Annotated in this window: 16 protein-coding genes; 8 read left to right on the top strand and 8 right to left on the bottom strand. The window is 40.0% G+C overall.

What is annotated here, in order from left to right; all coding sequences use genetic code 11:
- The first annotated feature begins 8 nt into the window (after positions 1–8).
- Both MB09_RS05080 and MB09_RS05075 read left to right on the top strand, forming a co-directional pair.
- The gene (locus MB09_RS05080; protein ID WP_045080162.1) at positions 9–1,574 is read left to right on the top strand and encodes an NAD(P)/FAD-dependent oxidoreductase; all 1,566 of its coding nucleotides are present in this window, start codon (positions 9–11) and stop codon (positions 1,572–1,574) included.
- A gap of 258 nt (positions 1,575–1,832) precedes the next feature.
- Positions 1,833–3,143, top strand: a complete 1,311-nt coding sequence (locus MB09_RS05075; RefSeq protein ID WP_045079817.1) for a T9SS type A sorting domain-containing protein — start codon at positions 1,833–1,835, stop codon at positions 3,141–3,143.
- A 102-nt stretch (positions 3,144–3,245) separates the two neighbouring features.
- Here the strand turns inward: MB09_RS05075 and MB09_RS05070 are convergent, their stop codons facing one another.
- Positions 3,246–3,674 (bottom strand): FKBP-type peptidyl-prolyl cis-trans isomerase, encoded by a 429-nt coding sequence (locus MB09_RS05070; RefSeq protein ID WP_045079816.1) that lies wholly within the window; start codon positions 3,672–3,674, stop codon positions 3,246–3,248.
- Between the two features lie 202 nt (positions 3,675–3,876).
- On the opposite strand from MB09_RS05070, the gene MB09_RS05065 reads away from it, so the two are divergent.
- The 6 genes from MB09_RS05065 (at position 3,877) to MB09_RS05045 (ending at position 7,393) form a co-directional block, all read left to right on the top strand.
- The gene (locus tag MB09_RS05065) at positions 3,877–4,704 is read left to right on the top strand and encodes a helix-turn-helix domain-containing protein (RefSeq protein ID WP_045079815.1); all 828 of its coding nucleotides are present in this window, start codon (positions 3,877–3,879) and stop codon (positions 4,702–4,704) included.
- A 98-nt stretch (positions 4,705–4,802) separates the two neighbouring features.
- Positions 4,803–5,372, top strand: a complete 570-nt coding sequence (locus tag MB09_RS05060) for a YceI family protein (RefSeq protein ID WP_045080161.1) — start codon at positions 4,803–4,805, stop codon at positions 5,370–5,372.
- Positions 5,373–5,549: 177 nt separating this feature from the next.
- Positions 5,550–6,374 carry a 4,5-DOPA-extradiol-dioxygenase gene (gene ygiD / locus MB09_RS05055; RefSeq protein ID WP_045080160.1) on the top strand — a complete coding sequence of 275 codons (825 nt, stop codon included), beginning with the start codon at positions 5,550–5,552 and terminating at the stop codon, positions 6,372–6,374.
- A 17-nt stretch (positions 6,375–6,391) separates the two neighbouring features.
- Positions 6,392–6,565, top strand: coding sequence for a hypothetical protein (locus MB09_RS16270; RefSeq protein ID WP_205618092.1), 174 nt, complete (start codon positions 6,392–6,394; stop codon positions 6,563–6,565).
- A 12-nt stretch (positions 6,566–6,577) separates the two neighbouring features.
- Positions 6,578–6,814, top strand: a complete 237-nt coding sequence (locus MB09_RS16265; RefSeq protein WP_205618091.1) for a DoxX family protein — start codon at positions 6,578–6,580, stop codon at positions 6,812–6,814.
- A 12-nt stretch (positions 6,815–6,826) separates the two neighbouring features.
- Entirely contained in the window at positions 6,827–7,393 is a 567-nt protein-coding gene (locus tag MB09_RS05045) for a TetR/AcrR family transcriptional regulator (protein WP_084709034.1), read from the top strand.
- Positions 7,394–7,442: 49 nt separating this feature from the next.
- Here the strand turns inward: MB09_RS05045 and mnmE are convergent, their stop codons facing one another.
- From mnmE to MB09_RS05010, 7 genes are all read right to left on the bottom strand, one after another.
- Positions 7,443–8,846 (bottom strand): tRNA uridine-5-carboxymethylaminomethyl(34) synthesis GTPase MnmE, encoded by a 1,404-nt coding sequence (gene mnmE, locus MB09_RS05040; RefSeq protein ID WP_045079813.1) that lies wholly within the window; start codon positions 8,844–8,846, stop codon positions 7,443–7,445.
- Between the two features lie 104 nt (positions 8,847–8,950).
- A complete protein-coding gene (locus tag MB09_RS05035) occupies positions 8,951–9,457 on the bottom strand; it encodes a hypothetical protein (protein ID WP_131459831.1) in 507 nt (168 codons plus the stop codon).
- A 138-nt stretch (positions 9,458–9,595) separates the two neighbouring features.
- The gene (locus MB09_RS05030; RefSeq protein ID WP_131459829.1) at positions 9,596–10,636 is read right to left on the bottom strand and encodes a T9SS type A sorting domain-containing protein; all 1,041 of its coding nucleotides are present in this window, start codon (positions 10,634–10,636) and stop codon (positions 9,596–9,598) included.
- Between the two features lie 137 nt (positions 10,637–10,773).
- Positions 10,774–11,892, bottom strand: a complete 1,119-nt coding sequence (gene dnaN / locus MB09_RS05025; RefSeq protein WP_045079810.1) for a DNA polymerase III subunit beta — start codon at positions 11,890–11,892, stop codon at positions 10,774–10,776.
- A 104-nt stretch (positions 11,893–11,996) separates the two neighbouring features.
- Positions 11,997–13,688: a gliding motility-associated ABC transporter substrate-binding protein GldG gene (gldG, locus tag MB09_RS05020; protein ID WP_045079809.1), complete on the bottom strand. Its 1,692-nt coding sequence runs from the start codon at positions 13,686–13,688 to the stop codon at positions 11,997–11,999.
- Entirely contained in the window at positions 13,685–14,392 is a 708-nt protein-coding gene (gene gldF / locus MB09_RS05015) for a gliding motility-associated ABC transporter permease subunit GldF (protein WP_045079808.1), read from the bottom strand. The genes gldG and gldF overlap by 4 nt, the downstream gene beginning before the upstream one ends.
- 4 nt (positions 14,393–14,396) lie before the next feature.
- Positions 14,397–14,693, bottom strand: coding sequence for a putative quinol monooxygenase (locus MB09_RS05010; protein WP_045079807.1), 297 nt, complete (start codon positions 14,691–14,693; stop codon positions 14,397–14,399).
- Positions 14,694–14,707 lie beyond the last annotated feature (14 nt).

Genomic DNA, 14,707 nt, shown 5'->3' with positions numbered 1-14,707 from the left:
TGCGCTCTATGGGCAGATTGGTACAAATTGCGATATTACCGCGGCAACAGGAAGATTTGGATTATATCCTTGAACTTGCTTTGGAAAAAGAGAAGCTGCGCAGGGATGGAATTAGCGATTGGCGGATTCGCAAGCGCTCCATTGATGCGCGCCGGAAACCCATCAAAATAAATCTGCAGATTGAAATATGGCTGAAAGGTGAAAAAAGGGAAACCATTCCGCCATTCGTGCCTCAAGATGTTTCAAAAGCAAAGGAAATAGCGATCATTGGCGCTGGGCCGGCAGGGCTTTACGCAGCGCTTCGGGCAATTGAGGCTGGATTGAAACCGATTGTTTTTGAACGCGGAAAAGACGTCCGCGAGCGCAGGAGGGATCTAGCGGCAATCAATAAAGACCAAATCGTAAACCCGGAAAGCAATTATTGTTTTGGCGAGGGCGGCGCGGGAACCTATTCCGACGGAAAACTTTACACACGTTCAAAAAAGCGGGGCAATGTGCTAAAAGCCTTGGAATGGTTTGTTCATTTTGGCGCCGATGAAGATATTCTTGTAGATGCACATCCACATATTGGCACCAATAAACTTCCAAAGATAATCACTGCAATGCGGGAAGCTATTATCGAAAATGGTGGTGAAGTGCATTTCAATTCAAAATTGACCGACTTAAAGCTGAAAGCGAATGCTATTGAAGCCATTCAAATAAATAACGAAAAATGGTTTGAGTTTGAGAATGTAATACTTGCAACCGGCCATTCCGCACGGGATATTTTTTATTTGCTTCACAATAAAAATATTAAGATTGAAGCCAAACCGTTTGCCATCGGGGTTAGGGTGGAGCACCAACAGGAACTGATCGATTATATACAATATCACGGCGAGGTGGACAATCCGTTTTTGCCACCGGCCAGTTATGCCTTGGTGGAGCAGGTGGATGGATTGGGTGTGTATTCTTTCTGTATGTGTCCCGGCGGAATAATAGCGCCCTGCGCCACGGAACAGGAGGAGGTGGTTACAAATGGGTGGAGCCCAAGCAAGCGCAACAATCCGTATGCGAACAGCGGCATTGTGGTGAGTGTGGAGCCGAAGGATTTGCCAAACTATAAAAAAGACGATCCTTTTGTATGCTTAAATTTTCAGAAGGAAGTGGAAAAGCGTTGTTGGGAAGCAGGAGGGAAGACCCAAAGAGTCCCTGCCCAGCGGATGATTGATTTTGTGGAGGGAAAGCTTTCAGAGGATTTTCCGAAGACTTCCTATCAACCCGGAATTGTTTCGGCGGATTTAAATGAAGTGCTACCGGCCTTACTTTCAAAACGTTTAAAAAAGGCGTTTGTAGCCTTCGGAAAAAAGATGAAAGGATATTATACAAATCAAGCAGTTTTGCATGCGCCGGAGAGTAGAACTTCTTCCCCCATAGCAATTCCAAGAAATTCTGAAACGCTTGAACATATTGAAATAAAAGGTTTGTATCCTTGTGGCGAAGGCGCAGGTTATGCCGGGGGAATAATTTCCGCAGCCATTGATGGGATTAATTGTGTGGATGCGATTGTTCTTAAATTAGAAACAAGAAAGCTGTAATTCCACAACCATACTACTGTAAGCAATTTCAAGGATTTCTTTCCTTTTTTCTATTCCATTCTTGCATACTTACAATAAATACTTCGCCATTTTCTATTTTTTATCCAGATAATTTGTTTTGTGGAAACCCAAGTGATGACATTTCACAAAGAAATTCGATGGACTTTTAAAGGGGATGAAAACCAATCCCTATAATTAAAAAATGATTTTATGATGAAAAAAAAATTACGACACTTATTTTCTTTATTAATAATATTTATGACTACAGCCGCCTTTTCACAGGATTGGGAAGTGGTTGGTATTCCCGGATTTTCAGCGGGAATTGTTCAGGATATTTCCTTAGTATTTAATACTAATGGAGAACCGTATGTTGCCTATAGGGATGGTGGTAATTCATTTAAAGCTACTGTGATGAGGCATAATGGAAATAACTGGACTTCTGTTGGAACAGCAGGATTTACTCCCGGGGAAGTAAGTTATACTTCGCTCGTCATAGACAATAGTGGAACGCCGTACATAGCATATTCCGACAGTTCACTTGACTCAAAAGCAACGGTAATGAAGTTTGATGGCACCAACTGGGTAGTTGTTGGTACTGCTGGTTTTTCTGCAGATACTGCATATCACACTTCCCTCGCAATTAGCAACACTGGTGAATTATTTGTCGCATACCAAGATTGGGCGGAAGGTTATAATGTTACTGTTATGAAATTTAATGGAAGCAACTGGATACCTGTGGGCAGTCCTGGATTTTCCGGTGGTGGTTCAATTTATACCGATCCTGCTCTCGCCATTGGCAATAGTGGCAATCCTTATGTGGCATTTCGTGATGCTGGAAATGCAAGCAAGATGAGCGTGATGGAATTTGATGGAAATACTTGGGTTTATGTAGGAATTCCAGGATTCTCAGCGGGTAATATTATATATCCATCACTTGCTTTTGATAGTAATAATGATTTGCACGTGGCTTACACAGATGGTGGAAATGAAGGTAAAGCGACTGTAATGAAATTTGATGGGAACAACTGGATACCGGTTGGGAATACCGGATTTTCGGAAGATGAAGTTTCATTTACCTCGCTTGCATTCAGTAATGCTGGAGCTCCGTATATAGCTTTTCGCGATAAAGCAAATGCAAATAAGGCAACTACAATGTTTTATAACGGTACAGATTGGGTAGCCCTTGGAACGGAAGGATTTTCGGAAGGAGCAACGGGTTATACCTCACTTGCATTCAGCAATACGGGTATGCCTTATGTGGCCTATTTAGATGCAAATAATGGAGAAAAGGCTTCTGTGATGCGTTATACCGGCACCTTGGAAATAAATACTGTACAAGCTGTGCCTTTTTCGATATATCCCAATCCTGCGCAACACAACATTTATTTGCAATGGGAAGAAGGCACCCAACCTAATTCTGTTTCAATTAGGGATATGCAAGGAAGAAATGTGATGGAAATTTTTCCGGTTATCAATACTATTAACATTGAAACATTACGTTCGGGAATCTATTTTTGCGTATTTGAAAATGCGGATGGTGTATTTTATAAAAAGTTTATAAAGAAATAAATAAAAACCTCTCCATTCTTAATTACTTTTTTGTTTTTAATTGGAAATAAAAAAAGACTACTTTTTTTGGTAGTCTTTTTTGCATCGATACGGTTATCAAATTTATTTTATTGCGAGGAGCTCGAGTTCAAAGGTAAGATCTTGCCCAGCCAATGGATGGTTTGCATCTACAATAATAAACCCGTCCTTTACATCGGCAACCCGCAATTGGCGCTCACTACCGTCTGGATTTTTAGATACAAGCCCCATACCCACTTCAGGCTTTATGTCTTGTGGCAAATTCTCACTCGGTATTTTTTGGAAAAGTTCTTTTTGAACTTCGCCGTAAGCTTCTTCTTTAGGAATGGTAATGGTTTTCTTTTCGTTTTCTTTCATATTTACCAATCCTTTTTCAAAACCTGGAATTAAACGACCTTCCCCCAGTTTTACCTCCACTGGTTCGCGTTGTACGGAACTGTCGAACACTTGTCCGTTGTTCAATTTTCCTGTGTAGTGAAGTTTTACGGTTTCATTTCCTTGTACTTGACTCATAATTTTGTTTTTTCAATTATTGTTCAATAAGGGGGCAAAACTATGGGTTTGCATTGCCAATTCCACAAAAAGAAAGCATTAATCTTGGGATTTATGGAAATATTAACGGATTTACCCTTGTATAAGAGGTGGTGGGGGATAATGAAGAGAACTGATTTAAAATTTGTAAATTTAGTTTTTACACTACATCAGTAATTAAGCAATGGACCAACCAGTAAAAATATTTAGGTTTGACGTTGAAGAGGCAAAAAAAGTTGCTTCTTCAACTAATGAACCTCATATCCACGATTTTGAAGAAATCCTTATAGGAATGGAGGGTTCTATTGAGCATTTCATAGATTTTGAAACCACAACCGTAGATGCTCCCTATGTTTGTTTTGTAAGCAAAGGTAAGGTTCACAGAGTAAAGCCTATAGTAAAAGATGGTAAGTGCGATGTTTGGGTAATTAGGTTTGGTAGTGAATTTGCAGCTGAAATTATTTTTCAACTTTACGCTGCATTCCACAATACGGCTAATATATTTTGGCCGGTGGAAAGGCTTACCGGCCGCCTTCCTGTTTTGACTGAAATGATGTATAATGAATTAAGGCAATCACATCCTGATTTTTCCGTCATTCGCCATTTGCTTAATGCCGTTATTTCGATTGTATTATCAGAAAAACAGAAACAGCAGCCCACAGATATTTCCTCAAACCAAAATGAGACTTTTACCAATTTTCTCGCCATTTTGGAAGAAAATTTTAGGCGCCCCTTGAGCGTGGGATATTATGCGGAAAAATTGTTTATGAGCACCCGGAACTTAAATTTAATTTGCCAAAATATTCTACAGCAAAGTGTTTCGGAAATCATTGAAACCAGAAAATTGACTGAAGCCAAAAACCTTCTGACTTCCACAGATAAAACCATTGCCGAAATAGCCTACGAATTGGGTTATAATGAAAATTCTTACTTTTCAAATGTCTTCAAAAAAAAATCGGGACAAACACCAGGTGAGTTTCGGGATGAAATGCGAAGCCTGTTAACTTCCTAAAATTATACCTCTACTACCGAAAAGTGTAATTCTTAACATCCGTAGTGTTACTATTTTTGTAATCAAATAATTAATTAACAATTTAATTTTAAATGATTATGAAAAAAGTACTGATTTTAGTTGTAATGTCCCTATTTACAATAGGAGCTTTTGCACAGACCCAATGGCAGGTAGACCCAAACCATTCTTCGTTAAACTTTAGCATCAAGCATTCAGGCATTAGTTTGGTGAATGGCAAGTTTTTAGACTACACAGGTAGTTTAACCACTAATGGCGAGGCCTTGCGTGATGCACAATTTAATTTTAACGTGCAAGTGGCAAGTATCAACACCAATGTAGATGCGCGGGACAAACACTTGAGAAGTGCCGATTTTTTTGAGGTAGAAACCTATCCGACGATGACCTTTAAAAGCACTAAAATTTTAGCGACCGGTAAACCAGAATATTTTTTATTGTATGGCGAGCTTACTATTAAAGGAGTTACAAAACCAGTAATTTTTGATGTGTACTACGGGGGAACTGCCAAGAGCGACCAAGGTGAAAAATTAGGTTTGAAAGCGAAAACCACTATCAACAGGTTTGACTATAACATTAATTTTGACCCTACCGCAGCTGGTATTGGTAAGGATGTGGATATTGTAGTTCATCTACAGTTCGCCAAACAGTAAAACTATTTAAAGGGAAGTTATTCATATTTTGAATTTAGAAATCATGAAAAAGTTTAAAATCCAAAAGATAAGCAGAGAAGACGTGTATGGCAAAGCAAGTTTCGTAGTTAAATTACGTCAATGAATAGAAAACAATTTTTAAAATCAATGGCACTATTGCCGCTAATAGGTTCAAGTATGAATTTGAAAGATTTAAATAAAATGACAGCAACAATGAGTAGTACAGAAAAAATGCCTGTACTATTCTTGGGTCATGGAAGTCCTATGAATGCCATTGACGAAAATGAATTTGTGGCAAATTTTAGACGGCTGGGAAATGAATTGGTACGCCCCAATGCAATACTCTGTATTTCTGCCCATTGGGAAACGAATGGCACATATGTAACAGCAATGCAAAATCCTCCTACCATTCATGACTTTGGAGGTTTCCCACAGGAGCTTTTTGAAGTACAATACCCAGCACCGGGAAGCCCTCAACTGGCAAAACAGACCAAAGCGATAATAACAAAAACAAATGTAGGATTAGATGATAAATGGGGGCTCGACCACGGAGCATGGAGCGTTATAAAACATCTCTATCCCAATGCCGATATCCCGGTAATTCAAATGAGTATTGATTATACACAGCCTGCAAAATATCACTATGAATTAGCAAAGGAATTGAATGGCCTTCGCACAAAGGGTGTTCTAATTGTGGGAAGTGGAAATATGGTACACAATCTTCGCATGGTTTCGTGGAAAAGGTTAAACGAAGTATATGCCTACGATTGGACTATAGAGGCCAACGAAAAGATGAAAAACTTTATCGTTAACGAAGATCACAAAAGTTTAATAAACTTTAAATCCCAAGGAAAAGCTTTTGAGTTAGCCATCCCAACGCCCGAACATTATATGCCGTTGATTTACACCTTGGCATTAAAGACCAAAAATGAAGAAATAACAATATTTAACGACAAACCTGTTGGAGGTTCACTTACAATGACTTCAGTAAAGATAGGTTAGAAACAAAACAATGAATTATGAAAAAATTACTGGATATTGAATTAAAAGAGAACACAGTTGGTATGGCTGTCTTATTATTAAGGTTGGGTGTGGGTATAATGATGCTTGTTCATGGAATTCCAAAACTATACATACTGTTTAGCGGAGATATTCAGTTTCCCATTGTTATGGGGATGAGCGCAACGTTTTGATTAGTACTAACTGTGGTTGCAGAAGTTTTATGCTCTATATTACTGCTAATTGGACTTTTTACCAGAATAGCGGCCATTCCATTAATTATAACCATGTTGGTAGCCGTATTAATGATTCACGGTAGCGATCCTTATGCCATAAAAGAATTAGGACTGTTTTACTTGTTGGCCTATGTAGTTTTGTTAATACTTGGCAGCGGTAAATATTCTTTTGATGCTATTTTGAAAAACTATCAACTAGAAGAATAGATATCTACAGCTATGTCCCTGTCAAAAACCATATTGGTTAGGTCACTTGTGCTTTTTCAAACACATGGAATCAAGACCGTTAGAATGGATGATATAGCCCGAGAAATGGGTTTATCAAAGAAGACCATTTATCTTCATTATGGCAGTAAAAAGGAATTGGTTCAAAAATGTATTCACCATCTTTTTGATTTACATTTTTCAAATATCAAAAGGATTCAAGATGAAAGGGGAACACCGATAGAGAAAATAATAAAGATTTATGAATACGCCGTAAAACATTTAATAAAAATTACACCTAATTTTTATTTTGATTTAAAAAGAGGTTATCTGGAAACCTATCAGTTTTATGCCCTTCAACGCGGTAAAATAGTTTTTGGTATAATTAAAACCTTATTGAAAAAGGGGCAAAGGAGTGGTGATATAGACCCCACAATCAATACCCAGTTGTTTTGTGAATTTCATCTGATAAATCTGGATCAAGTAATAAGCCATAAAACCGCACTTATGGAATATAGCTTGCAAGACCTATTGGACAACACTATTAGAGTGAGCCTGAATGGTATTATTAAAAGACAATAATTTATTCAGCTCTTTTTAAATTTAAATCCTGCATGTTAATGAAGGCAAGTTACTTTCCGATGCAGAAATTAGCAAAAATGTTTCCAAGCAGTTCGTCATTCGATATTTCACCAGTTATTTCACCGAAATAATGCAGTGCCTGCCGTATGTCTATTGCCAAAAGATCACCACTTAAACCATTGTCAATACCTTCCTGTACTTTGATTATTTCTTCCAAAGCCTTTAGCATAGCGTCATAGTGGCGGCTGTTGGTAACAATGGTCTCATTGTTTCGAAGCGCGCCGGTGTTTACGAATTCGAGGAGTTTGTTTTGAAGTTCTTCAATTCCATCTTTTGTTTTTGCAGAGAGTAACAAAAAGGAAGAATTTTCAACCGCGTTCAGGGAGATATTGAGTTGTTGGATTTCTTCTGTGGAAAGTTTATCAACCTTATTGGCAACAATTATAAGATTTTTTAGCGGATATTTATTTTTAATAGTTTCAATTTCAATCTTAAATTTTGAACCTTGAATCTTGAATTTTTCCGCATCAAAAAGATAAATAACTACCTGCGCCTGTTCTATTTTCTGAAATGTTTTTTGAATTCCCAAACCTTCTATCACATCCACCGTTTCGCGAATTCCTGCCGTATCAATAAACCTGAAACCAATGCCGCCAATGGTTATTTCGTCTTCAATGGTATCGCGCGTGGTTCCGGCAATATCGCTTACAATCGCTCTTTCCTCGTTAAGCAAGGCATTTAGCAGGGTAGATTTCCCTACATTCGGTTCGCCCACAATGGCAACGGGGATGCCGTTCTTTAAAACATTTCCAGTGGCGAAGGAATCTATAAGTCGCTTCAGAACATGGGTTATTTTTGAAATAAGTTTCTGAAATTCTTCTCGATTGGCGAATTCTACATCTTCCTCAGCAAAATCGAGCTCCAATTCTATGAGGGAAGCAAAATTTAAAAGTTCCTCGCGAAGTTTTTTTATTTCAGAGGAAAATCCGCCGCGCATTTGTTGCATTGCCAATTGGTGGCTGGCAGCACTGTCGCTAGCGATTAAATCTGCAACTGCTTCGGCTTGGCTTAAATCCATTTTTCCGTTCAGAAACGCACGAAGCGTAAACTCGCCCGCTTGGGCCATTCTGCAACCCTTCCGAAGGCATAACTGTAAAATTTCCTGCTGGATGTAGTTGCTTCCATGGCAAGAAATTTCAACCACATCCTCGCCCGTATAACTATTTGGGTTTTTGAAAATGGTTGCGAGCACTTCATCAATCACGCGTTCGCCATCCTTTATATGGCCTAAATGCACGGTGTGGGTTTTCTGTTTGGCAAGCTCTTTCCCTGAAACGGAAGTGAATAGGGAAGAAGCAATAGCAATTGCATCTGGTCCCGAAAGACGAATTACCGCTATTGCCCCCGCACCTGCTGGGGTTGCCATTGCCACTATGGTGTCTGTGTGTGTCATTGGCTGCAAAGGTACGGTTAACTTTGGAAAATAAATACTGGCAAAATTGCCATTAAAAAAGCAGCACGATGGCTGCTATTTTTAATTTCTATAAGCTGTATCCCTCAATAGGCGAAATTTTTAAAATTTCCTGTCATAGTAACCGTCGGTCCTGCACCTGAAGTTCCGGTAATAGTAAAGTTTCCCGAGATTAAACGGCCGTCCTCGTTTTCGGGATTTTCACGGTTTTCCAGAATATTTATTTCTCCCTCTGAAGCACCGTAGGTTACCTGATTGGTTTGATCGCGAATTATAACGCCAGTTACGAACCCATTGGTAGCAACATCTCCCACGATTTTGGTGATTCCACTTCCAAAGCCCCCTGTTTGGTTTAAAAAGATACGGACAATGTTTGTACTTTCATCGGTTATGGCTAGCGTCAATCCATTATCGCTATAATCGCTTGAATAGAAGCCTAAACGCGATGTATAATTGTTGCCAAAGCCGCCACCGTTGATGGTTGCACTAAATTCCGCCTCGGGAGCACTGTCGCCACCGCCATCGTCTTTTTTGGAGCAGGAAAACATAAGTACGGAAAAGAATAGAATACAGATTGTTTTTAGATTTTTCATATATTTTAATTTAATGTTTGGTTAGCATTAATCGACGAAACTTTTTATTGTCATCGGCTTTATTATAGTTTTGGAAAAATTATTGTCGGAATTAACTGTTTAGTTGCAGTTTACAGTTCTCCAAGTTAAAATACGCCTCTAATTCTTGATGAATTTTGTGGAAGCACCAGAAACGGTAAACACATAGGCGCCAGCGGAAAGATTTTCTATATTGATCCTTTCGTTCGGCTGTATCATCCCCGTTGCTACTTTTGAACCGTCTATCGCATAAATGGTGAAAGGTTGCGGATCTTGTAAATTTGAAACTTGGATAAAACTGGTAGCGGGATTCGGAAACAGATGGATGCTCTTGGCCGATAGATCGTTCACCCCAAGTGGAATGGTGATTTTGGATATTTTATTGGCGCCTTTTTCCAATATAAATAGGGTATTTCCGGCAATTTCAATATCGGTGGGACTACTGATGCCGCTTACAATTTCTTCCGCAGTACTGGAACCGTTGGAAAGGTCTTTTTTAGAAATCTTATTCCCGATATATTCGGCGATGAAAAGATTGTTTCCCACAACTCGTATTCCCAAAGGCCTGTTTACTCCCACAACTACATCTGTGGGTTGGGTGTTTCCGCTGGTTACATCAACCATGGAAACTCTATTTGCCTGGCCCTGGCCCATATATAGTATGTTTCCCAGCATAGCCAACCCAGAGGGGTTAAAATTGAAATTGGAAGTGGCTACTACCACGGGGCTCGGGTTAGGGTCGGTGACATCAAATTTAGCTACAAAATTATCGTTGGGATCTGAGTAATACATTGTGTTTCCGTCAAGCAGCAAATTACCGGGGGTGTTTAATCCAGAGATGACCACTTCTGCGGTGGGCGTGGGGTCGGTTATGTCAATTTTTGAAATTTTACCTGCATTGAATTCCGAAAAATAAAGCGTATTTCCTTCCATAGCCATTCCTACGGTGCCATTGAGTCCACCAATTACCGATACCGGGGTGGGTGAATTTTCGGTAATGTCAATTTTGAAAATTTCTGAAGCGGTGGAATAATACAGGTCAGTGCCATTAAGAAACAATCGCGACGGATTGTCAAGACCTGTTACTACGTCGGTAAGTTGGGCCTGAATTGTTGAGACGCCCATCAATAAAATTGAAACAAAAAGATAAAATTTTTTCATGACTTTAGTTTTAAGGATTACTATCAATTAAGTATCGTCAGAAGTTTGAATAGTCATCATTAAAAAAAGAAATAAGCCAAAAAAAAACCGCCCCAGACTGGGACGGCTTTTCTAAATTTTATCGTAAAGAGAGCGATTTAATTGTTGAGCATTACCGGCATTACCAGCATAGTAACGGTTTCGCCTTCGTCCAGTCCATCGACCGGGGTAAGGATTCCTGCACGGTTGGGCAGGCTCATTTCAAGGGAAACCTCATCGCTTGTAAGGTTATTCAGCATTTCCGTTAAGAAACGGCTGTTGAAGCCAATCTGCATATCGTCGCCTTGGTAATCGCAGGTCAAGCGCTCCTCTGCTTTGTTGCTGTAATCAATGTCCTCTGCGGAAATGTTCAACTCCGCACCCGCAATTTTCAAACGGATTTGGTGCGTGGTCTTGCTGGAAAAGATGGAGACACGACGTACGGAATTCAAGAACTGGTTTCTGTCAATCACCAATTTATTAGGGTTTTCCTTCGGAATAACCGCTTCGTAATTTGGATATTTCCCGTCAATCAAGCGACACACCATTTCGGTGTTTTCAAAAATGAACTTGGCATTGCTGTCGTTGTATTCAATGGTAACATCTTCCTCGCTACCGGCAAGTATGCTTTTTAAAAGCGTTAAAGGCTTTTTCGGCATAATAAATTCCGCGGTTTGCGAAGCACTGATGTCGTCGCGGGTATATTTTACCAATTTGTGCGCATCGGTGGCAACGAACACTAGATTATCTGTTGAAAACTGAAAAAAGACACCGCTCATTACTGGGCGTAAATCATCATTTCCCGAAGCAAAAATTGTTTTGCTGATGGCCGTAGCCAGCACATCGCCCTGGACCACTGTGGAAGAAGGATCCTTCAATTCCACGGCGTTTGGAAACTCCTCGCCACTGGCATAGGCAAGGGCATATTTACCGTGGTTGCTGCTTATTTCGATGGTGTTGTTGTCTTCAACAGTAAATGTCAAAGGTTGCTCCGGAAATGTTTTTAGGGTTTCCAACAAAAGCCTTGCGGGAATGCAGACCATTCCTTTTTCGGTGCTTTCCACTTCCAGTTTTGAGGAAATGGTCGTTTCCAAATCGGAAGCGGAAACGGTAAGGGATTTTTCATCCAAATTGAACAGAAAATTATCTAAAATAGGAAGCGTATTATTATTGTTGATAATACCACCCAAAACTTGCAGTTGCTTTAATAAATACGAACTCGATACGATGAATTTCATTGAATATTTATTTTTTTGATCAGAATAATGATAAATGCCTTGGTTTTAGCATACCTACAAATATATTTCAATTGAAGTGTTTGTTAAAACAAACTTATTAACATTTAACGGGTGTATCGGCGTTTGCGGTAGAAGTTGAAAGCGATTCCGAAAAGCGCAAGTAAGCCCAACGGTAACAGCAGGTTAAGCGTTTGCCATTTTGAGCGCGGTTCCACCGTTTTTTGTGGATCGAGAAATGGCACCGCAATTTGCCGCGTGCGAATGTTTATAAGTCCGCTGTCGTCCAAAAGGTAATTGACGGTATTCAGCAGAAATTCCTTATTTCCGTAGAACTGATTGGTCATTTTATCGAAGCCAAGCTCGAGCGGGCGATTGCCCTGCAATTGGTTTTTTATGATGTCTCCATCACTTATAACAACCATTTTTGAAGGTTTGCCGTCATCTATATTTTTCACGTTAAGCTTAAGTGGCTTCACGCGATTTTTGAACGCTGAAGTGAACTGTCCTTCCAGCAAAACCGCAAGCGGAATTTCCCCTGCATTGTACTCATTTGGGTTTGGGCCTTCATTTACCACCTGCAAATTCTTTGGGATTTCCACATCAAAGTCAATAGGGAAGGGAAGTCCCACGATTTTTGAAATAGGCGAGGTGGAAAGCAGCACGGTCTTTTTAATGTTGTTCGGCAGCGTATCGATGGCACTGGCGTAATCAAATTTAACGGCCTCGATGTTTGAAACTATGGGGTGATTGTTTGCACTGCTGCTCAATGGACTGAAAAACCACGGATAGCGGTTGTACTGCGCTTCGCGTTCGTCGCCACTTGCCAGAACTATAGGGGCGGAATAAACGTCTTTTACCAAATTTGGATTGATGCGGATTCCGTATTTGAAGAAGAAATCATTTAAATTCAAATCCTTTCCAAAGGCGAACATATTTCCGCTTATGGTGTCCATCTGCATTTGTGTGGCATCCATCAACCACAGCGATTTACCGCCGTTCATAATAAATTGGTCCAGTACATATTTTTCCGCATCGCTGAATGGTTCCGTAGGTTGGGCCGCAACTATTAAATCAAAACCGTTGAGTGCATCTAAAGTCTTTTCAGGGTTGGTTGCTACCGAATCCAAGGTAAAAGGCGCGATAAAATAATACTCCCGAAGTGTTGCGAAGAAATCGGCAATATAGCGATCGTCATATTCTCCATTTCCTTTCAGAACCGCAATTTTTTTCGATTTCTGCGTGGCCAGTTTCTTAAAACCGTCTGCGAAAGCATATTGCAGATTTTGGAGGGAGCTGTTTACACGTTCTTCGGAAGTGGCGCCCAGTTGGTTTTTCAGCAACGGGATTTTAACTGTTTTGCCATCGTGATGGGCGAGTGCCCACGGATAGACGAGTTCGGTACTCTGCTTGCCGCTTTCGGTCACGGAAACCTGCGCGGGGGTCAATCCAAACTTTTCAAATTGCGATTGAAAGGCTTCGTTGCCTTTTTCGGTGGGATTGATGAAATCAAACTTAATATTTGAATTATATGCGGAAAATTCCTCCAAAAGTTGCTCGGTCTCACTTTGAAGCCTTCGGAATTCCGGGGGAAAATTTCCTTTCAGAAAAACATCGACTATAATGGGAGAATCTACGTAATCAACAATTTCCTTTGCTTCCGCGGAAAGGGTAAAACGCTTGTCCTGCGTAAGGTCAAAACGTTTGTAGAAATAATTTCCGAGGACATTCAAAAGAAGTAAACCTCCGACCAAAACGGCTATTGAAACGATATTTTTTTTAATTGAAGCCTTCATCATTGTTTCTTCAATTTAAAAATGGTCAACGCTATGAAAAACACCGTCACGCTTAAAAAGTAAATTAAATCGCGCGTGTCCAGAACGCCACGCGCCACGCTGTCAAAATGCGCCTTCATTCCCAAAGTTGAAATATCGACAGCGGAGGAGGTAAAGCCCTCAAACCCATAATAGAGCGCAAAACACAGAAATACCGCAATGATAAAGGCTACAATTTGGTTCTGCGAAAGCGTGGATGAAAAGATGCCGATGGAAGTATAGGCAAATACCAAAAACAGCAACCCGATGTAGGAGCCGATAGTGCTGCCCACGTCCCAATTACCGGGCGGATTGCCCAATTCCGAAATTGTGAAAACGTATAAAATTGTTGGAATTAACGCAATTACTATTAAAATCACGGCGCCAAAATATTTTCCCAAAACGATTTGTTTCAGCGAAATGGGTTTCGTCAATAAAAGTTCCAACGTACCCATTTTCATTTCGTCGCTAAAGGAGCGCATACATACTGCGGGAATCAGGAATAACAATACCCAAGGCGCGAGTTCAAAATAGGGGGAAAGGTCCGCAAACCCAGAATTGAGAATGTTGAAGTTGCCGCTGAAAACCCAAAGAAACAGCCCATTGATCACCAAAAACACGGCAATCACCAAATACCCAATGGTGCTGGAAAAGAAGGAGTTTATTTCTCGTTTTATTATTGTGAGCATCTAATTATTTTAAGGAATGTAAAGTGTCTACACTCCATGCTTCCGCTTTTGATTTAAACATCGGTTTTGTAACACTCCAAACGTTTTTGAAAAGTTCACTTGTTCTATAGTTTTCCAAATCGGCTTCCTCATTCCAACGGCTGTAGGTGAAAAAGATTGTTTCGTCATTCTTATCCTTGTAAAGTTCCAGAAAAGTGCAGCCCGGGAAATTTCGGATTTTTTCTTTCACCGTTTCAAAATTAGCCAGAAATGCAGGGATATTCTCCTTTTCAAACTCCATTTTAACTATTCTTGTAAACATATTTTCCACTTAAC

Origin of the sequence: Aequorivita vladivostokensis (genome assembly GCF_000952855.1) — a bacterium.
Lineage (GTDB): Bacteria > Bacteroidota > Bacteroidia > Flavobacteriales > Flavobacteriaceae > Aequorivita > Aequorivita vladivostokensis.
This window is presented reverse-complemented; position numbering and strand designations above follow the sequence as displayed.

Bases quoted from the DNA above. Each gene is read 5' to 3' on its own strand.
- MB09_RS05080 (WP_045080162.1), top strand. From the start codon at position 9: ATGGGCAGATTGGTACAAATTGCGATATTACCGCGGCAACAGGAAGAT.
- MB09_RS05075 (WP_045079817.1), top strand. From the start codon at position 1,833: ATGACTACAGCCGCCTTTTCACAGGATTGGGAAGTGGTTGGTATTCCC.
- MB09_RS05070 (WP_045079816.1), bottom strand. From the start codon at position 3,674: ATGAGTCAAGTACAAGGAAATGAAACCGTAAAACTTCACTACACAGGA.
- MB09_RS05065 (WP_045079815.1), top strand. From the start codon at position 3,877: ATGGACCAACCAGTAAAAATATTTAGGTTTGACGTTGAAGAGGCAAAA.
- MB09_RS05060 (WP_045080161.1), top strand. From the start codon at position 4,803: ATGAAAAAAGTACTGATTTTAGTTGTAATGTCCCTATTTACAATAGGA.
- ygiD (WP_045080160.1), top strand. From the start codon at position 5,550: ATGAATTTGAAAGATTTAAATAAAATGACAGCAACAATGAGTAGTACA.
- MB09_RS16270 (WP_205618092.1), top strand. From the start codon at position 6,392: ATGAAAAAATTACTGGATATTGAATTAAAAGAGAACACAGTTGGTATG.
- MB09_RS05045 (WP_084709034.1), top strand. From the start codon at position 6,827: ATGTCCCTGTCAAAAACCATATTGGTTAGGTCACTTGTGCTTTTTCAA.
- mnmE (WP_045079813.1), bottom strand. From the start codon at position 8,846: ATGACACACACAGACACCATAGTGGCAATGGCAACCCCAGCAGGTGCG.
- MB09_RS05035 (WP_131459831.1), bottom strand. From the start codon at position 9,457: ATGAAAAATCTAAAAACAATCTGTATTCTATTCTTTTCCGTACTTATG.
- MB09_RS05030 (WP_131459829.1), bottom strand. From the start codon at position 10,636: ATGAAAAAATTTTATCTTTTTGTTTCAATTTTATTGATGGGCGTCTCA.
- dnaN (WP_045079810.1), bottom strand. From the start codon at position 11,892: ATGAAATTCATCGTATCGAGTTCGTATTTATTAAAGCAACTGCAAGTT.
- gldG (WP_045079809.1), bottom strand. From the start codon at position 13,688: ATGATGAAGGCTTCAATTAAAAAAAATATCGTTTCAATAGCCGTTTTG.
- gldF (WP_045079808.1), bottom strand. From the start codon at position 14,392: ATGCTCACAATAATAAAACGAGAAATAAACTCCTTCTTTTCCAGCACC.
- MB09_RS05010 (WP_045079807.1), bottom strand. From the start codon at position 14,693: ATGTTTACAAGAATAGTTAAAATGGAGTTTGAAAAGGAGAATATCCCT.